This is a genomic window from Spiroplasma endosymbiont of Amphimallon solstitiale, from assembly GCF_964030965.1.
Lineage (GTDB): Bacteria > Bacillota_I > Bacilli_A > Mycoplasmatales > VBWQ01 > Spiroplasma_E.
Genome location: NZ_OZ034999.1, coordinates 1,599,318 through 1,620,242, shown reverse-complemented (window position 1 = coordinate 1,620,242; position 20,925 = coordinate 1,599,318). Strand labels below are relative to the sequence as shown.

General features: G+C 21.8%; 20 protein-coding genes and 7 pseudogenes. 15 read left to right on the top strand and 12 right to left on the bottom strand.

The window, feature by feature from the left end:
* The first annotated feature begins 111 nt into the window (after positions 1-111).
* The 6 genes from AAHH39_RS10140 (at position 112) to thiI (ending at position 5,412) form a co-directional block, all read left to right on the top strand.
* Positions 112-513: a hypothetical protein gene (locus AAHH39_RS10140; RefSeq protein ID WP_342217992.1), complete on the top strand. Its 402-nt coding sequence runs from the start codon at positions 112-114 to the stop codon at positions 511-513.
* A 15-nt stretch (positions 514-528) separates the two neighbouring features.
* On the top strand, positions 529-813 hold the full coding sequence (locus tag AAHH39_RS10135) for a hypothetical protein (RefSeq protein WP_342217991.1): 285 nt from the start codon (positions 529-531) through the stop codon (positions 811-813).
* Positions 814-1,026: 213 nt separating this feature from the next.
* Entirely contained in the window at positions 1,027-1,701 is a 675-nt protein-coding gene (locus tag AAHH39_RS10130; RefSeq protein WP_342217990.1) for a DNA integrity scanning protein DisA nucleotide-binding domain protein, read from the top strand.
* 2 nt (positions 1,702-1,703) lie between these two features.
* Positions 1,704-2,477 (top strand): type III pantothenate kinase, encoded by a 774-nt coding sequence (locus tag AAHH39_RS10125; RefSeq protein WP_342217989.1) that lies wholly within the window; start codon positions 1,704-1,706, stop codon positions 2,475-2,477.
* 50 nt (positions 2,478-2,527) lie between these two features.
* Positions 2,528-4,216 carry a hypothetical protein gene (locus AAHH39_RS10120; RefSeq protein WP_342217988.1) on the top strand — a complete coding sequence of 563 codons (1,689 nt, stop codon included), beginning with the start codon at positions 2,528-2,530 and terminating at the stop codon, positions 4,214-4,216.
* Between the two features lie 23 nt (positions 4,217-4,239).
* Entirely contained in the window at positions 4,240-5,412 is a 1,173-nt protein-coding gene (gene thiI, locus AAHH39_RS10115) for a tRNA uracil 4-sulfurtransferase ThiI (protein WP_342217987.1), read from the top strand.
* A gap of 107 nt (positions 5,413-5,519) precedes the next feature.
* Here the strand turns inward: thiI and AAHH39_RS10110 are convergent, their stop codons facing one another.
* Entirely contained in the window at positions 5,520-6,242 is a 723-nt protein-coding gene (locus AAHH39_RS10110; RefSeq protein WP_342217986.1) for an ankyrin repeat domain-containing protein, read from the bottom strand.
* An 81-nt stretch (positions 6,243-6,323) separates the two neighbouring features.
* Between AAHH39_RS10110 and AAHH39_RS10105 the strand changes: the two genes are divergently transcribed.
* The 4 genes from AAHH39_RS10105 to AAHH39_RS10090 all read left to right on the top strand — a co-directional run bounded on the left by AAHH39_RS10105 (position 6,324) and on the right by AAHH39_RS10090 (position 11,116).
* A complete protein-coding gene (locus AAHH39_RS10105; protein ID WP_342217985.1) occupies positions 6,324-9,392 on the top strand; it encodes a DNA polymerase III subunit alpha in 3,069 nt (1,022 codons plus the stop codon).
* An 860-nt stretch (positions 9,393-10,252) separates the two neighbouring features.
* Positions 10,253-10,570, top strand: a complete 318-nt coding sequence (locus tag AAHH39_RS10100; protein ID WP_342217984.1) for a hypothetical protein — start codon at positions 10,253-10,255, stop codon at positions 10,568-10,570.
* Positions 10,548-10,868: an OTU domain-containing protein gene (locus tag AAHH39_RS10095; RefSeq protein ID WP_342217983.1), complete on the top strand. Its 321-nt coding sequence runs from the start codon at positions 10,548-10,550 to the stop codon at positions 10,866-10,868. Before AAHH39_RS10100 ends, AAHH39_RS10095 begins: the two co-directional genes overlap by 23 nt.
* Before the next feature lie 98 nt (positions 10,869-10,966).
* Positions 10,967-11,116 (top strand): hypothetical protein, encoded by a 150-nt coding sequence (locus AAHH39_RS10090; protein ID WP_342217982.1) that lies wholly within the window; start codon positions 10,967-10,969, stop codon positions 11,114-11,116.
* Between the two features lie 244 nt (positions 11,117-11,360).
* Here AAHH39_RS10090 and AAHH39_RS10085 read toward each other — a convergent pair whose 3' ends face one another.
* Entirely contained in the window at positions 11,361-11,573 is a 213-nt protein-coding gene (locus AAHH39_RS10085) for a hypothetical protein (RefSeq protein ID WP_342217981.1), read from the bottom strand.
* A 142-nt stretch (positions 11,574-11,715) separates the two neighbouring features.
* Here AAHH39_RS10085 and AAHH39_RS10080 point away from each other — a divergent pair, with 142 nt between their 5' ends.
* Complete coding sequence (locus AAHH39_RS10080) at positions 11,716-11,973, top strand: hypothetical protein (protein WP_342217980.1); 258 nt, start codon at positions 11,716-11,718, stop codon at positions 11,971-11,973.
* Between the two features lie 23 nt (positions 11,974-11,996).
* Here the strand turns inward: AAHH39_RS10080 and AAHH39_RS10075 are convergent, their stop codons facing one another.
* A complete protein-coding gene (locus AAHH39_RS10075) occupies positions 11,997-12,170 on the bottom strand; it encodes a hypothetical protein (RefSeq protein ID WP_342217979.1) in 174 nt (57 codons plus the stop codon).
* Between the two features lie 1,041 nt (positions 12,171-13,211).
* Between AAHH39_RS10075 and AAHH39_RS10070 the strand changes: the two are divergent.
* Positions 13,212-13,352, top strand: a pseudogene (locus AAHH39_RS10070) (helix-turn-helix domain-containing protein); the annotation flags it as partial.
* A gap of 24 nt (positions 13,353-13,376) precedes the next feature.
* On the opposite strand, the pseudogene AAHH39_RS13495 reads toward AAHH39_RS10070, so the two are convergent.
* Positions 13,377-13,490 (bottom strand): annotated as a pseudogene (locus AAHH39_RS13495) (IS30 family transposase); the annotation flags it as partial.
* Between the two features lie 264 nt (positions 13,491-13,754).
* On the opposite strand from AAHH39_RS13495, the gene AAHH39_RS10065 reads away from it, so the two are divergent.
* A complete protein-coding gene (locus AAHH39_RS10065; protein WP_342217913.1) occupies positions 13,755-14,714 on the top strand; it encodes a transposase-like zinc-binding domain-containing protein in 960 nt (319 codons plus the stop codon).
* 72 nt (positions 14,715-14,786) lie between these two features.
* On the opposite strand, the pseudogene AAHH39_RS10060 reads toward AAHH39_RS10065, so the two are convergent.
* Positions 14,787-15,644 (bottom strand): annotated as a pseudogene (locus tag AAHH39_RS10060) (IS30 family transposase); the annotation flags it as partial.
* Positions 15,645-15,730: 86 nt separating this feature from the next.
* Between AAHH39_RS10060 and AAHH39_RS10055 the strand changes: the two are divergent.
* Positions 15,731-16,543, top strand: a pseudogene (locus tag AAHH39_RS10055) (IS30 family transposase); the annotation flags it as partial.
* 474 nt (positions 16,544-17,017) lie between these two features.
* The gene (locus AAHH39_RS10050) at positions 17,018-17,956 is read left to right on the top strand and encodes a hypothetical protein (RefSeq protein ID WP_342217975.1); all 939 of its coding nucleotides are present in this window, start codon (positions 17,018-17,020) and stop codon (positions 17,954-17,956) included.
* A 98-nt stretch (positions 17,957-18,054) separates the two neighbouring features.
* On the opposite strand, the gene udk is transcribed toward AAHH39_RS10050, so the two are convergent.
* From udk to AAHH39_RS10015, 7 genes and pseudogenes are all read right to left on the bottom strand, one after another.
* The gene (udk, locus tag AAHH39_RS10045; protein ID WP_174481256.1) at positions 18,055-18,678 is read right to left on the bottom strand and encodes a uridine kinase; all 624 of its coding nucleotides are present in this window, start codon (positions 18,676-18,678) and stop codon (positions 18,055-18,057) included.
* Positions 18,679-18,694: 16 nt separating this feature from the next.
* On the bottom strand, positions 18,695-19,120 hold the full coding sequence (gene ruvX / locus AAHH39_RS10040; protein ID WP_174481257.1) for a Holliday junction resolvase RuvX: 426 nt from the start codon (positions 19,118-19,120) through the stop codon (positions 18,695-18,697).
* Positions 19,121-19,217: 97 nt separating this feature from the next.
* A complete protein-coding gene (locus tag AAHH39_RS10035) occupies positions 19,218-19,379 on the bottom strand; it encodes a hypothetical protein (protein ID WP_342217974.1) in 162 nt (53 codons plus the stop codon).
* A 122-nt stretch (positions 19,380-19,501) separates the two neighbouring features.
* Positions 19,502-19,816: a hypothetical protein gene (locus AAHH39_RS10030; protein WP_342217973.1), complete on the bottom strand. Its 315-nt coding sequence runs from the start codon at positions 19,814-19,816 to the stop codon at positions 19,502-19,504.
* Positions 19,817-19,842: 26 nt separating this feature from the next.
* Positions 19,843-19,935 (bottom strand): annotated as a pseudogene (locus tag AAHH39_RS10025) (IS5/IS1182 family transposase); the annotation flags it as partial.
* A gap of 162 nt (positions 19,936-20,097) precedes the next feature.
* Positions 20,098-20,292, bottom strand: a pseudogene (locus AAHH39_RS10020) (transposase); the annotation flags it as partial.
* 41 nt (positions 20,293-20,333) lie between these two features.
* A pseudogene (locus AAHH39_RS10015) lies at positions 20,334-20,789 on the bottom strand (IS30 family transposase); the annotation flags it as partial.
* Between the last annotated feature and the right edge of the window lie 136 nt (positions 20,790-20,925).

Below are 20,925 nucleotides of genomic sequence, written 5' to 3'. Positions count from 1 at the left end.
AAACTATATTACAATAATTTTATAAACTTGATATTAAGTTTATTTTAAATCCTATTTCTTTAATTTTAAAGTAATAGATTTTTTTATTTAATTAGAAAAGGTGAATAAAATATGGACGCTAAATCAATTGCAATCTTGCTAAAAACACTAGTCGGGTTAGGAAAAGTAATATTTGAAGGAATAGAATCAATCAAAACCAGTAAGAGAAAAAATAAAGCAAAAGATAAGACAGAAAATCAAGTAAAAATATTAGAAACAAAAGTATTAACAGCATTAAAAGTATTACAAACATTACAAACATTAAAAGAAAAAGTATGAGAAGATGAAACATTAAAAGAATTAGTAGAATCTTTAAAAAAATTAGAAGAACAATTATCAAATGCATCAGAAAAATTTTTTAATTATGTAGAAAAGTATGGATGACCAAAAATTATTCATCAATTTACACTTAAAATATTATTTTTAATTAAAAATTTGTTAAAAGTAACATTATTTAGTGTAAAAATTCTCTAAAAATAACACTTTATCATGTATCATTACTTTTCTACAAAATTAAAGGAAAAATTAGAAAAATTAAAAACAGAACCAGCAACAGTAACAATCACAGATATATCAGTAGCATCAGTATGATTACAGGAAAAACTATCAAATTCACTAAAATTAATTGAAAAATTACAAACTAAATTATCTTCAAGAGAAAATAGTAAAGATAGTGATAATGATTTTTTAATAAAAGCAGAAGTAAATAAGAATTTATCAACATTATCCGTAGTAAATAAAAATTATGTTCATAACACTGTACCAAATTTATAGTTAATAAAGATAATTAACAAATAATAATTTTATAAACTTATATAAGATAAAATCTAAAATTATCAAAAATATTAGTACTCCTTTTAAATTTATTTTTAAAAGGAGTATTTTGTAAATTATGATAAGTTGTTATACTAATAATATCAAAAATAATTTTTTTACTTTATAATTAAAGTAGTGGAATCAAAAAATAAAGGAATGGTGGTATTTAATATGAGTGTATTACCGTTAAATATTATTTCGACTGTAATTTCAGCAGATATTGGAACAGTTATTGCTGAAATAGAGGTTTTATTTGGAATAACCATTTCTTTATTAATGACAATTCTTATTTTAATAGTTATGAATACCTTTATTCGTGGTAAAAAAGTTTGATGAACAACAAGAAATAAATCTCATATGAAACTACTAGCAACTTCAGAAAAAAGAATGTTAGCAAGTGTTTTAGCAGAAGCAGTGATTAAATTAGCAGAAGAAAAAATTGGAGCACTAATTACTATTGAAAGGAATGTTTCATTAAATGAATATACTGATTTGGGAGTAAAAATTGATGGTGAAGTTACTTCACAACTATTACAATCTATTTTTATTAAAGGTTCACCATTGCATGATGGTGCAGTTATTATTCGTTTAGGTCGTATTGAATGTGCCTCTACTTATTTTCCACTAACTAATAAAAAAATATCTAGTCAATTTGGTTCACGTCATCGTGCTGCTATTGGAATATCAGAGCAAACCGATGCAGTATCAGTTATTGTTAGTGAAACTAATGGTTCTGTTTCAATAGCTCGTAGTGGTAAGTTTTTACAAGTTGAAAACTTAAATAATCTTGTTCGTACACTATATGATGAATTAGCTTCAACTAAAGAAATGGTTCAACAAGTATAATAATGAAAAGTTTGTTATTAGTAGATATTGGTAATACATTAATTAAGATTGCTATGATTAATGATAGTGAAATTATTGAACAATGAGCAGTAATAGAAACCAAAAGTAAAACTGCAATTGATCAATTGAAAAAAGCATTTAAATTAAATAAAAAATTACATTTTGAAGAAGCTGTTATTAGTTGTGTTGTTCCAAATTTTTTAATAATAATAGAAAAATTAATTGTTTTTATATATAATTTAAAACCGTTAATTGTTGATTTTAATTTACTAAGTTCTTTACCTTTAAAACTTAATTTAGAAAATCGTCAATTAGGTAGTGATTTGATAGCATTATCATATGCTGCTTATACTAAGTATCACAATGCGATAGTTGTTAGTTTGGGAACTGCTACTACCTATAGTGTTGTTGTTAATGATGTTTTGGTTGGCGTTATTATTGGACCTGGATTTAGTACAAGTAAAGATGCATTGATTGATAATGCTGCTTTACTTGTCGATTTTGAAATGCAACATTATCAATCAATGTTAGGTAAAAATACTAATCATGCTTTATCAATTGGTTATGGTTATGGTTTTAGTGCAATGATTAATAGTATAGTTGCTAGAATTCAAAATGAAACAAATATTAGTTTACCTGTAATTTTAACAGGAGGTAGTGTACCAATTTTAAAATCTTATTTTGATTTTTCTTATATTTATGAACCACAAATGTTATTTTTAGGTTTAGTTGATATTATTAAATATTTTAGAAGTAATAATAAAATAAAAGATTAATATCTTTTAATATATTTAAAATATAAGGAAAGGAGAATAAAACTATGTTGATGTTAATAAAAATTTATAAATTAACTAGTGCACAAATTATTATAATAACTATTATTAGTTTATTAATTTTTACTATTATCGTTTTAACAAGTTTATTAGTAATTTTTAGTTCATATAAAAATAAACAATTTATGGTTTATAAAAATTTGCAATATATTCAAAATATTAATATTAAAGAAAGATTAAATCGTATTAATCAAATGGTACAAGCAAATGAACAATATAGTTCTATTTTAGGAATTTGAATTAGTCGTTATAATCTTTTTTTAAAAAAAGATTTAAATAAGGTTTTTAAAAATTATATTCAAATTTTAAAATTACAAAATAATAAAGAATTATGAAAAAGATATAAATTAATGTATAGAATGCATAATAAGAGTAATAATTTAAAAAATCAGTTGCAGTTATTAACAATTGAAATAGATTATTTTATTAGTATTGATCAATTATTACGAGAATATCAATTATTTTTTAAACAAAATTTTAATTATTTACAAGATCAAATGATCAAGATTAATTTACAAAACGATCTTAATCGAGAACAATTAGATGAAGTTATTAAAATAATTAATGATATGTTTAAAGAATTAGAAACAAATATTAATGCTATTAATGTTAGTCAAATTATTACTATTTTAAGTGAGATTGCGATTGCTGTTGTAACATTGGCAGAAATTTTAGATAATTTACCAACACTTCGTTATATTATAACATATGAAATTAAACAGAAAATGTCTGCTTTAAAAAATAAATATCAAATGATAAAAATAAATAATACTTTACTTTTACAATACGAACAATTAGTAGCAAACGTTGATGAAAAGTTAAGTTTTATTAATAAACAAATTAATAATTTACAATACAAAAAAGCTAAGGTTAACACTCAAGAAATATTAAAATTAATTGCCACTTTTAATAATAAAATTGATAAAGAACAAATATTTTATAATATTTTTAAACAAAATTATGAAAAATTTTTAGTTATGAGTTTTAATTTTAATGAAATATTTGAAACTATTAAAAATGAAATTGCTCTTTCAAATAAAATTAATTCTAAAATGATAGAAAATAGTAAAATAACTAACTTAGAAACTATTATTAATAAACAACTTGCTACTGTTAATCATTTTGATAATTTATTAATTATAGAACATCAAAAATCAATAAAAAATACTAGTTATGAAACATTAGTAATGTTATTAGCGGCGTTATTTGAAAATAGTATTGTTGTTTTTAATAGTTTAAAAGAGTATAATAAATTGTTGAATGAACAAAATAAAGCAAAAATTAAATTTAAAACTTATGTTGATAAAATCAATTCAATGATGTTACAAATTGATAATATTTTAAATAATATTAATTTTTATTATTTAAATGAAATTTATAAAGAAAAGTTTAGTGATTTACAATATTTAATAAATGATACTATTTTAAATTTTAAAAATGGAAATTATGATAATTCTTCTTTTAGTAAATTTAATGATTTACAAAATAAAATTTTTCATCTTTATACTGAATTAAAAATGGAAATTACTATTCATAAATTATCACATTTAACTCTTGTTTATGCTAATCGTCATCGTTCAATTAATCAGCAACTTAATAGTAAATTTAATGAAATTGAAAATAATATCACTAATAATCATAATCAAAAAGCATTAACATTATTATTGGAATTAATGGAATAAATTTTAAAAAAGAGGAAAATTAAATGGTACCAATTATTATTATTCGTTATGGTGAATTAACAACTAAAAGTAAAAATCGGATTGATTTTATTAAACAATTAAAAATAAATATTAAGTATGCTCTTAGTGATTATAAACAAATAAATATTATTAATTTTCATGATCGGATGGAACTAACCAATTTATCTCTTGATGTAATGAATGATGTTATTAATATTTTGGTGAAAATATTTGGTATTAGTTCATTATCACCTGCTTTTAGAATTGCTAAAAATATGGAAATATTATCAGAAAAAGTAATATCATTAATTTTAAGTCAAGATCTAACAAATTTTAAAACATTTAAACTTTTTGTTAGTCGTAGTGATAAGAGTTTTTCATTAAATTCAGAACAAATAGTTAAAATTATAGCTTCTATAATTTTAAAAAAAACAGATTTAAAAGTTAATGTTACTAATCCTGATTTAAAAATAAATATCAAAGTTAATAAGAATGATATTTATTTATTTGCAAATAAAATTATTGGTGCTGGTGGATTTCCAGTAGGTAGTTCAGGGAAAGTATTATTATTATTGAGCGGTGGTATTGATTCCCCTGTAGCAGCATATAAATTAATGAAACGAGGATTACAAGTTCAATATTTACATTTTGCTAATCCACCTTTTACTTTACCAACAGCATTAAAAAAAGTAGAAACTTTAGTTCAAATTTTAGCACCTTATAATGCTGGTAGTAAAAATTTATATATTTGCAATTTTACTAACTTGCAAAATGAATTAAGTCATATTAAGAAAGAAAGTTATCGTATTACTTTAATGCGTAGAATGTTTATTAGAATTGCTAGTTTATTTGCAGAAAAATATAAAATTCAAGCATTAGCAACCGGTGAAGCAATTGGTCAAGTTGCTTCGCAAACATTAGCAAGTATTAACGCTATTAATATTGTTAGCAATTTACCAATTTTGCGTAGTTTGATTGCCGAAGATAAAGTTGATATTATTAATCTTGCTAAAAAAATTGGTACTTATGAAACATCAATTTTACCATTAGCTGATTGTTGTTCATTATTTGTTCCCAAAAACCCTGTTACACAACCAAAGATTAAAGAATGTGAACTTTTAGAAAATGATTTAAAGCAAATAATTGATTGAGAACAAATTTTAATAAATAGTTTTAAAGATATTGAAAAAATATAAATAAATTTATTAATAATTTAATAGTTTTAATAAATTGCAGTTTATTTATTACTTTAAATATAAAAAAGAGTGAAACTTCACTCTTTTTGTTATTTTTTAATAGTAAACTATAAAATATTACAATAAGTATTTTGATTACTTGTTGAAGTTTGATTTTGTAAATCGATTGCATTTATTTCATTTACTAATAATTTTGTTTTTTCAATTCTTTTATTGATTTCATTTATTTTTTTCTTATCAATTTCTAATTGGGCAAGTTTTAAATTTATTTGTAATTTTTGATATGGATTTGGTTCTCTAAAATCAATATTGGTTGTTATTTTTTGTACTTCATTTGCTAATTCTTGAAGAGATTTAACTTCAAAATTATTTTTATTGGTTGTAACATTAAGAATAGTAGGTAATCCAAATTTATATCGTTGCTTTATTTCTTGTTCATAAATTTCATAGGCTAATCTTTCAACTATTTTTGGGTGTTTGTTTTTAGCAGCTATTGTTAAAGCTGTATCACCATTTTCAATGGTATCTAGTAAAAGATTAGCATAGTTATAATAACCATTTGTTTTTAAATAATTAGCTATAATTATTTGTCCATTAATATTATTTAATATTCAAGGATCAGGTCTATTTTTAACTACATGATAAATATTAACATCATTATCTATTAAGATATTAACTACATCTAAATGACCATTTTGCGCTGCTCATATTAAAGCGGTTATATCATCGCATATATAATTAACATTGCCACCATTTTTAATTATTTTTTTAATTACTTGTAGATTACCACTTTTAGCAGCTTTTATTAAATTAATATTTTGAATATCCATTTTTTTCTACATAATTAAAAAGATAAAATGATGTTAAAATTAACTTGTAATATAAGTCATTCAAGAATTGTAGGGGATAGTATGAAATATATAGTTAATTTAAATGTTCGTTCTAATTATTCATTTCTTTCATCAACTATTAAAATAAGTGATTATATTGAATTTGCTAAAAAAAATAATTTAAAAGTTCTATCTTTAGTAGATAAAAATATAATGTATGGTGCTTATGAATTTTGTAATTTATGTATAGAGAATGATATTAAACCATTAATTGGTTTAAATTGCGTTTGAGAAAGTGCTACTGATAAAGTTGAATTAACTATTATGGCAACTTCATATGCTGGTTATCAAAGATTAATAGAGCTTTCTACTATTATTAGTACTAATAATAATATTGTTACTACTAATGATGTAAAAAAATATCTTAATCAAACACGTGAAGTTTTAGTTATTATTCATGCTAATAACAAAAATATTAGATATATTAAAAATAATTATGATATTTTAAATTCAACAGGTCATGAATTAGTTTATTTTGGTTTAGTACCTAGTGATATGGATAATATTACTTTATTAAAATCGATTACATCTAATATTATTCCAATTGATTTGGTTTTATATTTAGATGAAAAACAACATCGTACTTATCAAATTTTACAAGCTATTAAAGAACAAAAAACATTAAAATCAGAAGATTTATCAAAAAGTAATGAGTTTTTATATAAAACTAAACAAGATTTAATGCAACATTATCCAAATGAAATTATTGAAAACATTGAAAAGGTTATTTGATTATGTAATTTAAAATTTCCTAAAAATAAGCCAAATAGTGCAGAATTAAGTTTACCAAAATTTACTTGCCCTAATAATCTTACTAGTAATTTATATTTGCAAGAATTATGTAAGCAGGGATTAGAAGCGCATTTTCAAAGTCGTGAAATTTCTGAAACATACGTTAAAAGAGTTTTATATGAATTACAAGTAATTAATGAAATGGGTTTTGCTGATTATTTTTTAATTGTTAATGATTATGTTAAATTTGCAAAAAGCAAGAATATAATGGTTGGACCAGGTAGAGGAAGTGTTGCTGGTAGTTTAGTGGCATATGTTTTAGGAATTACTGGTGTTGATCCTATTACTTATAATTTAATTTTTGAAAGATTTTTAAATCCAGAACGAATATCATTACCAGACATTGATATCGATTTTGAAGATACAAGAAGAGATGAAGTTATTAATTATATTCATCAAAAATATGGCAAAGAACATGTTGCATATATTGTTACTTTTCAAACAATTGCTAGTAAAATGGCAATTCGTGATTTGGGAAGAGTTTTTCAAGTTAATATTGAAGATATTAATGAAATGACAAAATTAATACCAATTCAATATAATTTTGAAATAGATATGGCTATTAAACAATCATCAAAATTAGCATGATATGCAAATAAGTATCCTTTATTGTTTACTTTAACCAAAGAAATTCTTGGTTTTCCACGACAAACTAGTACTCATGCAGCAGGAATCGTTATTACAAGAGCACCGTTAGTTACTGCTATTCCATTACAATTAGGATTTCAAGGTATTTATCAAACGCAATTTCCAATGCAAACCCTAGAAGCTCTTGGTTTGATAAAAATGGATATTTTAGGATTACGTAATTTAACTATTTTGCAAAATATTTTACAACAAGTAAGTAAACATTATTTTTTAAATTTAAAATTATCTCAAATTCCTTTAAATGATGAAAAAAGTTTTAGCATTATTAAAAATGGTGATACAACCGGTATTTTTCAATTGGAATCTTCAGGAATGCGTCAAATTTTAATTAAAATAAAAGTTGATAACTTAGAAGATATTATTGCTAGTTCTTCTTTATTTCGTCCTGGACCACAAGAGTACATTCAAGATTATATTAATCGTAAATTAGGAAAACAAAAAGTTACGTATATTCATGAAGATTTAAAACCTTATTTAGCATCAACTTATGGCATTATTATTTATCAAGAACAAATATTATTAATTTTACAGAAAGTTGCTGGTTATTCATTAGGAAAAGCTGATTTAATTCGTCGTGCAATTAGTAAAAAAGATACTACAGTTATGAAAGAACAAGCAAACTCATTTATTAAAAGTGCTGTTAATAGAGGTTATTCACCAAGAGTTGTTAAGAAAATATGAGAAGATATTGAAAAATTTGCTGGTTATGGATTTAATCGATCTCATGCTGTTGCTTATTCATTAATTAGTTATTATTTAGTTTATTTAAAAGCAAATTATCCATTGGCATTTATGGTATCGTTATTAAGTAGTGTTATTGGTAATGATCAAAAAATGTTACAATATTTGAATGAATGTCAAAAATATCAAATTAAAGTTTTACCACCATCAGTTCAATTTTCTGGCATTGATTTTTTAATTGATGATGCTAAAAAAGCTATTCGTTATAGTTTACAAGCAATTAAGCAAATGAGTCAAGGTAGTTGTAGTAATCTTATTAAAGAACGTACTAGTAATGGATTTTTTCAAGATTTTTTTAACTTTTGTGCTCGAGCAATATTTATTGGTTTGAATCGTAAAAACATTGAACATTTAATTGCTGCTGGTGCTTTAGATGATATTCAATCAAATCGAACAATGTTATTATTAAACTTGGATGCTGCATTAGAATATGCCAATATGGTGCAGGTAAAAGATGAAACTAGTGGAGAATTATCATTAAATTTTAATTTAATTTCTAAACCAATTATGTTACAAAGAGAAGATGATTGAAATAATAATAGTATTAATGAACATCGTGCATTAGGACTTTACTTAAAATATAATCCTAAATTACTATGAAAAGAACAATTAGATCCTCATAATAAAGCTATTGATTTAGCATATATTAATAATTATGTTGATCAACATGTTAGAGTATATGGAGTTATCAATAATATTAGAGTAATTAAAACTAAAACTAAAAAATTAATGGCTTTTTTTGAAATGCAAAATGATAGTAATGTTATTGAAGTAACGGTTTTTGAAAAGTTATATCAAATATACCAAGAATATTTACAAGTTAATAAAGTAATTTTAATGGAAGGAAAGGTAGAAATTTATAATGATAATATTCAGTTAATTTTATCAAGAGTAATTAAAAATTTATAGTAAGCATAAATAAAATTTTATGCTTACTATATTAAATAATAAATATAATGAATGGTTTTTAAGTTTCTTAGTTTAACTTATAATAATAAATAAAAAATTAATGAACATAGTAATTATTAATAATTTCACAATTTTCAATAGCATCTCAAAAGTTATTATTTTCTTTTTTTATTTTTAAATAAATATTTAAAAAAAATAGTAATATAGTTATAAATAATAAAATTGGACTTAAAATTATAGCAAAAACAATTCCAATTTTTAGTTGTACTAATGATTTAAGATTATAGTTTTCAACAATATTTTGGAAGAGGTAATGTTTACAAAAATATAATTTATTATTAGTTAATATATAAATTAAACCATGTTCTTTTATTAAATTAAAACCATTTTCTTTTGTTATTATTTCTTGTTTTCGATAATGATTATAGAAAGAAGGAATATATTTTATATCATTTTTTATGTTAAAAAAATCTATTAAGGTTAAAGATGTAAATATAACCAAAATAGTTAAAATGAATAGTGATAGTGTTATTAAATTTATTTTTTTAAGTTTCTGAATTTTCATTTCTAAAAATCTCCTTATATTTTATTTATAGGTTAATTTTATTTGTTAGGAAAGTATTATAATATATTTTTTATTAAATAAAATTAAATTATGAAATATTTATATATAATATTTTAATAATGATTTGCTATTATTTTTTTGTTTTTTTGTTATATTATAAGTAGTAATATTTATTACCAATTTACGATGAATTGCAAAGTAACGAGGATTAAAACCCCAATATATTTATTTAAAATTTTAGTTTATTATTTTATTTTAAAGTAACTGTTTTTCTTTTAAAGGAGCACACATCACCATGGCAATTAAAGATGTACAAAGAGATGGTAATTGTTTATTATGAGCAGTAATCGTTTCATATTTAGAAGAAGTTAAAACTAATAAAAACCAATTTAAAAAAAGATATAAATCACTTTTTGGTATAGAAATCGGTTGAGAACGAATTTTTAGTTTTGCTGATTTTAGTTTTGCTGATAAAGAAAATGAAAAATTAGTTAAAGTCTTTCGTAATCGTATTTGTGATTATATTGAAACAAATTTAGATACAAAACGTCCAAATAATAAAGCTAATTTTAGATCAATGTTATTAGATAGTGAAATTAATAAAAAAAAATAAAAAAATATATCCTAATAATAGTGAAGATACACAAATAAGAAAAACTTTAGAACAAATGAGAAAAAATGGTGAAATAATAGGTTCTGTTGAAATTGAAGCAATTTGTAATATTTTAAATTGTGATATTATTAGAATTAATGAAGATTTTGATATTGCAAATAGAGAAAGATTTGAACCAGATAGTGTAATTGCTAATAATGAAGTGAAGTTATACTATCAAGCTGGCCATTATCAATATTTTCAAATGTTACTAATCAAATACCAGCAAAAAGGAATGAAGAAGAAACTACAAAAGTAGTAACACCTTCATTTGAAGTTAATTCAAGTAATAATAGTTTTCAGGAAAGTATTTCATTTCCAAGAGAGGAAAGTGTTGATTTTTTAATTAATGCTAGATTGAAACTTAAAAATAAGTTGTCTGATAAAGAAATTAATGAAGAAATACAAAATGCTATAATTGATATTTTTATTGAAGATATAATTAAAGTACCAGCACATCAAAAAAATAAAATATTAGAAAAATCTATTTTTGAATTAAATAATTAAATAATCAAGATCAATTATTTACAAATCCTAATCTTGTTTTTGAATCATTTATTAAACCAATAATTAATGGTTCAAAAACAGGAGATCAACAATTATTAAAAGAAAGTACTAATACAAATACTAATTAATCAGTATTAAAAATTATTTAATAAGTATTATTAGTATTATCACTTTTGTATTTATTGATTTGTTATATTAATAAAAAATAACCAAATATTTGGTTATTTTTAGTATATTTTTTAATTTATTTTACTTGGTATTTAATAGTTACTGTTATGTAGTATTCAGAACCTGGTATTGATTTGTTATCTTCAGTTCTATACATATTCATTTTAAGATTATCAAATTTTAATGTTTTATTTTCATTATCAATTAACATTTTTTCATTTGTAAACCAAATATTAATACGTTGTTCTACTAAACCTAGTTTATAGTGTGATATTCTAATTTCTCTCATATAATCTTGTAATTCGAAACAAATTGATGATTTATTTGAATCTGTCGGTTCTTTATCTATAACTCAAGGATCTATTTTAAATTTTGCTTCGATAGATTTTTGAAGAAATGCAAAATATTCCTTGTATGCTTCAACATATTCCTTGCCATATCTTTCTTTATCATTAGCAACTTTAATTTTTTTAATAATTTTTTCTAATCTTTCTTCTTCAGTATCAACTTTTGTAATTATAATATTTACTTGTCCTGTATATTTATTACTGTCAGTTTTAGCATGTAATTCCTTTAATTTTGTAGAAAAGTATGGATGACCAAAAATTATTCATCAATTTACACTTAAAATATTATTTTTAATTAAAAATTTGTTAAAAGTAACATTATTTAGTGTAAAAATTCTCTAAAAATAACACTTTATCATATATCATTACTTTTCTACAAAATTAAAGTCAACTTCTAACTTAGTAATGATAGAACTTAATTCTTTTTTTGCTTCTGATTTTGTGCTTTTTGTAGCAACAACAGCTATTGTTGCTGCTGCAACGACAACTAATACACCAGTTGCAATTAATTTTTTTTTATAATTTAGTTTTCTTTTCATATTTCACCACTCCAACGTGTTATTTTATCATTTTTGCTACTTTAATGTCAAATTACAACAATTGATTGAAGCAATATTGATGACTATTATTGATTATTTGTATTTGTATTTTTATTAAAATTTGACTTATAGAAAATAAATAAATATAATTAATTTATAAAATTTATAGAATTTTTTTTAATTATGTAGAAAAGTATGGATGACCAAAAATTATTCATCAATTTACACTTAAAATATTATTTTTAATTAAAAATTTTTTAAAAGTAACATTATTTAGTGTAAAAATTATCTAAAAATAACACTTTATCATGTATAATTACTTTTCTACAAAATTAAAGGAATTTTTTGATCGATACTTTAATTTTTAAAGTAAATAATTTTTAACTTAAATAATGTGAAATATAAAAATATTATGGATAATAAAAAAATACTACTAATAATTTTGGGCGGTTCAAAGTTACGAAATAATTAATTATCATATTAGTAACTTATTTCCAAATGAATTATTTTAAAAATCATTAAAATTAGACAAAATTACTCTCTTTAACCCTTAAATTTAATATTCGACGTATTTTAAAAAAAATAAAAGATACATTTTGTAAGTTAAATTAAAATTATTAACAAGGAAAAAGACAAGAAATAATCTTGTCTTTTTTTGTAATTGTAAAATTTTAAAATTTTTAATAACTTTCTTTAATACTATTATCAACACGTGTTAAGGAATTAAAAAAGTGAACCACAACACAGTTGTTAAAAATAGTGGCTAGCATGTGGACTTGCATGAATAAATAATAAGTGGATGATACCTAATAAAATATACTAACCATTTAATGGTAATTCTTGGGGTGGGAGCGAATTGGAAACTAGTATATATAGACCCGTGGGGGAACCAACTATTATTCTTTATTTAACCAACCTTGCCACTACCAAGTGAGCAAGTGTTGGTTTTATTTTTTCCTGAATTGTAAAATTAAAAAGGACACTTATATAAAAATTAAATTGTGTTAATTCTATAATTAAGAAAAGAAAGGAATTAGCACAATGTATAAGTATCTGACTATTGAATCAATAATAGCAATAAAAGAATATAAAAGTTATGGATTTTCGATTCGTAAAATAGCAAAAGCCATTGATTATAGTAAATCAACTGTACATAGAGTTTGTAGATTATTAAACCTGAATTGTAAATATAAATGGGACAGTTTTTTAAAATAATTGTATTAAATCTATTGGTCTTTTATAAGATAGTGATTTTCTGGGTGTAGAATTAATTTGAAATGCTATAGTATTTAAATCTTTTTGTTTATATGAAGATAGATCTTTTAATTATGTAGAAAAGTATGGATGACCAAAAATTATTCATCAATTTACACTTAAAATATTATTTTTAATTAAAAATTTGTTAAAAGTAACATTATTTAGTGTAAAAATTCTCTAAAAATAACACTTTATCATGTATCATTACTTTTCTACAAAATTAAAGGAAGAATTTGGCTTTAATTTTGTAGAAAAGTAGTGGTATTAGTAAAATTAGCAAAAATATATTTTTATATGGTATTTTTAATATTAAAGAGGTGATTTTAAATGAATAAAAATACAGTAAAAGAAATTTTAAATAATTTGTCTGATAAAGATTTTATTGAGATTTTTAGAGAAAATAAAACTAGAATTAAACAAATTGAGAAAAAAGAAAAATTTGAAGCAGTCGAACAAAAATTCAAAGAGAAAGGGATTCAATGTCCAGATTGTAGTTCTTTTTTGTGTACTAAATATGGTAGTAAAGATTATAAGCAAAGATATAAATGTAAAAGTTGTAATATTACTTTTCATGCTTTTAAAAATCATTATTTTTATTGAAGTCATTTATCTCATGATCAATGAGATTTATTGATACAAATAGCTACTTTAGGTCAATCTGCTTACATTATTTCTCAATTTATTAATACTACAAATAAAACTGCCTGATTTAATCGTCAAAAATTTATGAAATCAACACAATTAGTAAAAACACAAAATCAATTTGTAAAATTAAAAGCTAGAATTGAAATTGACGAAACTTTTATCAAAGAAATTCATAAAGGAAACTTTAAAGATCCAAATGATCCAAGAAAACAATGAATTGAAGAAAATGCTAAAGATTTAAATTGTTGTATTCAAATGGCAATTGATGAAAACCGAAATATCTATGCTCAAACAACAAATACTAAAAGATTAAATAAAAAATGAGTACAAGAAAACTTAACATCGAAACTTATCGAAGAAAATTCAATTATAGTTTGTGATATGCAAGTATTATATGATACAGTAGCTAAACAAACTAAATCCACTATCCAGCAGTTTAAATCAAAAGAAAATAAAGAATTAAATTATAAAAAATTAAGTAATGTCAGTAAAATACAATCAAGTTTAAAAGAATTTATTACTCATTACCATGGCATTGGATTTACCAATATTCAAAATTACCTCAATTTATGGAAATGAAAATATCAACACTACGGATTAACCCCTTATCAAAAATCCAATGTGTTATATTTCAGTTTGTAAAAAAAATAAATCCCAAAATTTAATAAAATCAAATTTTAAGTCAAGTTGATGACTTTTTTTATTTTACCACTACTTTTCTACATAATTAAAAGATAGATCTGTAGATTTTGGTAAATATCTTCTTAAAATACCATTATTATTTTCATTTAAACCTCTTTGACAAGGTTTACCAGGATCTGCAAAATAAATCTTAACATTACAATTTTTTTCGATTAATTTTCATTTACTAAATTCTTTACCACGATCAAAAGTAATAGTTTTAACTGTTCCTTTTTGTAACTTTGAAATAAATTTTATTATACTTTTTGTAATATTTTCTGATTTATTATTTTTAGTTGCTAAAGGAATTGTGGTTTTTGATCATATATCAGCTAAAGTAATAATAGAACTTTTATGATCTTTACCAATGATAGTATCACCCTCTAAATGACCAAATTCTTCTATATTTTTAATATTAGGAATGATTAAATTTCTTTCATGAATAGACTTACAATTATTAATTCTGCCCCTAGTTTCTTTTTGTTTGTGAGGTTTATTTTTTCCTTTTCTCAATAAGTTATTTTCATCAAAACCCATTCGATTTGTTTTAAACATGTTATATAAAGTTTTTGTTGAAATACTTTTTATTTTATTTTCCTTTAAAAAATTAGCAATTATATCAAGAGCATAATTTTTAGTAATTAACAAATGATTAATAGTATTAATTTCTATTAAAGTTAAAATTATTAATTTTCTACCTGCATTTTGTTTATTTTTTTGAATTTTATTCAATATTTCTAATGGTAATAAGTTTTGATTTAATAATCTACAAACTCTATGTACAGTTGATTTACTATAATCAATGGCTTTTGCTATTTTACGAATCGAAAATCCATAACTTTTATATTCTTTTATTGCTATTATTGATTCAATAGTCAGATACTTATACATTGTGCTAATTCCTTTCTTTTCTTAATTATAGAATTAACACAATTTAATTTTTATATAAGTGTCCTTTTTAATTTTACAATTCAGGAAATCAAAACTTATTACCATTAGAAATATTGAATAAAATTCAAAAAAATAAACAAAATGCAGGTAGAAAATTAATAATTTTAACTTTAATAGAAATTAATACTATTAATCATTTGTTAATTACTAAAAATTATGCTCTTGATATAATTGCTAATTTTTTAAAGGAAAATAAAATAAAAAGTATTTCAACAAAAACTTTATATAACATGTTTAAAACAAATCGAATGGGTTTTGATGAAAATAACTTATTGAGAAAAGGAAAAAATAAACCTCACAAACAAAAAGAAACTAGGGGCAGAATTAATAATTGTAAGTCTATTCATGAAAGAAATTTAATCATTCCTAATATTAAAAATATAGAAGAATTTGGTCATTTAGAGGGTGATACTATCATTGGTAAAGATCATAAAAGTTCTATTATTACTTTAGCTGATATATGATCAAAAACCACAATTCCTTTAGCAACTAAAAATAATAAATCAGAAAATATTACAAAAAGTATAATAAAATTTATTTCAAAGTTACAAAAAGGAACAGTTAAAACTATTACTTTTGATCGTGGTAAAGAATTTAGTAAATGAAAATTAATCGAAAAAAATTGTAATGTTAAGATTTATTTTGCAGATCCTGGTAAACCTTGTCAAAGAGGTTTAAATGAAAATAATAATGGTATTTTAAGAAGATATTTACCAAAATCTACAGATCTATCTTCATATAAACAAAAAGATTTAAATACTATAGCATTTCAAATTAATTCTACACCCAGAAAATCACTATCTTATAAAAGACCAATAGATTTAATACAATTATTTTAAAAAACTGTCCCATTTATATTTACAATTCAGGTTATATAAAAATGGTTATTTTTAAATGTAATCAAATAAATTTAAAAACATAATTTTACCTATTTTAAAATAAAAAATTAAAAAACTTATTAAATTAAAAGTTAATAAGAATTTTTGTTATATATTTATATTAATTAAATTATTAAAATTTTTTTATAATTTATAAAATTGAGTATTTTAATTGTAATATTTTTAAAATAATAGTAAGATAGATTTACAATTACATAAAAATCCTAATTATTTCTTGTCTGAAATATAATAAGACTGTATAAAATAATTTATTCCGGATTTTTGACAATCTCCCATAATTTTTTCTTTTATAGTAACTTCTAGTAAGCATGTGATATCGTTTATCCATTTTAGTTACTAGAATTATCGATGTGTACTTAAAAGAAGAAATAATAAAAATAACTATTTTAAAAAAAGAATGAAGTGGATAATATAATGAAAAAAATATATGATAATTATCAAGATACTAACTTTAATTATAAAAATATAATATCAACAAAAAATGTAAAACAAACACAGGATGACAATGGTAATTTGTATTATACAACTTTTGATAGTTCTGATCTTCATATACCTGGACAAAAAATTTGAAAATATAATATAAGTACCAGAGATAATGAAATTTATTGAGAAAATAAAGAATTCAAAGTAGGTTCTTTTCACATGATAATTGATATTAAAGGTAATATTTATTTAAGTTCTGCTGGTGGAGTAATAATTCTTAATAATAAAAATCAATTTAAAACTATGCCATTAGTTTCGGGTATGGTAACTGATATTATTTATTTGAAAAATAATATTTATGTAACAACTTTTGATGGTCTTTATAAATATAATATTAATACTGAAATTACTGAAAAAATAAATTTACCAAACAATCTAATAGTTAATTCTATATTTATTGATAAAAATGAAAACATTTATCTTGCTATTTATAAATCTATAAATAAACCTATAAGTTATAGTGTGTTAATTATAAAAAAAGGTCAATCTGAAGCCAAACCAATAATTGGAGATGATTTTTTTAACATTAACGATACAATGTTAATAACAGAAATAAATAGTAAAATATATTTTTATAGTTTAAATTTAGCAAGTAAAAAAGCAAAATTATATTATAGTGATTTAGATAGTAATAAAGTAAATTATGTATTAGATTTATCAATTAATGTTCAAACATTATTTAATTTAAATAATGAACTTGGCTTAGTAACACATGAAATTGGAAATACAGTAATTGAAGTTTTAAATATTGATAGTATAGAAAAAAAATATGAAATAAAAAATAGTGTTTATGAGCAAATAATGCAAATACAGAAATTTAATATTTTATCTCTTTTAAATGAAAATAAAATTGATTATTTAAGTTGATAATCTTCTTTGTTAACTTATAAAAAACAATAAAAAACAATTTAAAAATGCATCTTTAAGATGCATTTTATTGTTATTTTAAAAATTAAAGCTTAAAGCAATTATTTAATAATTGCTTTAATTTTAGTAGCAATAATATCAATAGCTACAGTATTATGAAAATCAAAAGGAATAATAATATCAGCATAACGTTTAGTTGGTTCAACAAAAGCATCATGCATAGGTTTAACAGTTAATGCATATTGTTGTAAAACACTGTCAAGAGTACGATTTCTAAAACTAACATCTCGTTTAATTCTTCTTAGTAGTCTAGTATCACTATCAGTATCAACAAAAATTTTGATAGTAGATAATTCACGAATAATAGGATTTTCTAAAGCAAAAATACCATCCAGAATGATAACATCACCCGGACCAATAATCTCAGTGTTTTTACTGCGACTATTGATTTTAAAATCATAAATAGGCTCTTCAATAGCATTGCCAAGTAATAATTGTTCTAAATCATGAATTAATAATTTCATATCAATAGCATTAGGATGATCAAAATTAGTTTTTTTTCTTTCTTCAACTTTTAAGTTACTAAGGTCATGATAATAATTATCCATTTGTACAAAAATGACATTTTTTTTATTACAAGCTTCAGCAATTTTTTCTGCTACTGTTGTTTTTCCTGAAGCACTGCCGCCAGCGATAGCAATTAAATTAATTTTTTTATATTTCACATTTATCTCCTAAAATTTAAGATTGAGTTATTTTATCAAAGTATGATTGTAAAATAATAGCAGCAGCCAATTGATCTTTAACTTGTTTTCTTTTATTTGAAGAAACATTAGATTTAATTAATATTTGCTGCGAAGAATAGGTAGTTCTTCTTTCATCTTGTAAAACAATATTTAGTTTATCATTATTTTGTGTTAATTTAAATTTATCAATAAAATTTAAAACAATTTTTGCGCTGGGGCCGACTGTGCTATCCATGTTTAAAGGGTAACCAAAAACAAGAATATCAGCATCATATTCTTTAATAGCATTTTGGAGTTGGATAATAGCATTATTAAAATCATGCTCTGGGAAACGAATAGTTTTTCAAGAAAAAGCAATTTTTCCTTCACCACGAGCAAGTCCTAAAGTTTTACTACCTAAATCAATGCCTAAATATTTCATAAATTTATTATACTTAATATTTTTTTAATTTTAATAATATATTAATTTTATAAAAAAATATTTTTTATATTGTAACTATAATAAAAATGTATTATGTCTATAAATTTTTATTTTTTTTATATTGTTTTTTTTCTTCTGCAATTCTTTTTCTTTCTTTTTCAGCTTCTTCAATTTTTTTCTTTAATCTTTCTTCTTCAAATTGTTTTTTATTTTCTGCATCTTGTTTTCTTAACTTTTCAATTTCCTTATCTTTATCCATAATAAAAAGTTCCTCTTTTCTAATGTTAAACTTTGGATTATTTTTTTCTTTTTTTTAAAAATATCCATAAATTAGTATAAATATTTTTTTAAAAAAAATATATTTTTAAGTTATATTATGAATTAAGCAAATAAAATCATTTTTTTGTTTAATAATGGAAATTGATCTGAATCATAATCAGTGCTATTTGTTAACTTTGGATCAATTTTTTTTGTATTTGAATATATTACTTTATAAGTCTTATTTACTTCATTTATGCTGTCTTGTATTTTTAATACTTCTGATTTATTAAAAATTGGAATATTACTATTGTTTTCTAATTCTATTAATTTTTCTTCTAGTAAACTTATGTTTGGTTTATGAAAATATCTAATTTTTTTTATTAAAGTTTCAAAATTAAAGATTTTATAAAAATTTGAAATAGAAAGAGAAATCATTTGAGAACCTGTTGCTAAGAACCTGTTTAGAATCTTTTTAATAAAACTGAAATAAATGAAAGAACAACCATTTGTAAACTAGTATTTAGTTTTCTTTCACAATTTTTTCATAATCTTCTTTTAATTATGTAGAAAAGTATGGATGACCAAAAATTATTCATCAATTTACACTTAAAATATTATTTTTAATTAAAAATTTCTTAAAAGTAACATTATTTAGTGTAAAAATTCTCTAAAAATAACACTTTATCATGTATCATTACTTTTCTACAAAATTAAAGTAATCTTCTGTATTTTTCTAATCAAGCAAAGCTTCGTTCTACAATTCATCTTTTTGGTAATACTACAAAAGTATCTAATTCATTACGTTTTATCACTTCAACATTTGCATTTATGATTGTTTTGATTTCAGAAGCAAATTTTTCACCAGTATAACCAGCATCTACTATTATTTTTTGAACTGCAGAAAGATTTTCTTTTTCATTTCCTGAATTGTAAATATAAATGGGACAGTTTTTTAAAATAATTGTATTAAATCTATTGGTCTTTTATAAGATAGTGATTTTCTGGGTGTAGAATTAATTTGAAATGCTATAGTATTTAAATCTTTTTGTTTATATGAAGATAGATCTGTAGATTTTGGTAAATATCTTCTTAAAATACCATTATTATTTTCATTTAAACCTCTTTGACAAGGTTTACCAGGATCTGCAAAATAAATCTTAACATTACAATTTTTTTCGATTAATTTTCATTTACTAAATTCTTTACCACGATCAAAAGTAATAGTTTTAACTGTTCCTTTTTGTAACTTTGAAATAAATTTTATTATACTTTTTGTAATATTTTCTGATTTATTATTTTTAGTTGCTAAAGGAATTGTGGTTTTTGATCATATATCAGCTAAAGTAATAATAGAACTTTTATGATCTTTACCAATGATAGTATCACCTTCTAAATGACCAAATTCTTCCTTTAATTTTGTAGAAAAGTAATGATACATGATAAAGTGTTATTTTTAGAGAATTTTTACACTAAATAATGTTATTTTTAACAAATTTTTAATTAAAAATAATATTTTAAGTGTAAATTGATGAATAATTTTTGGT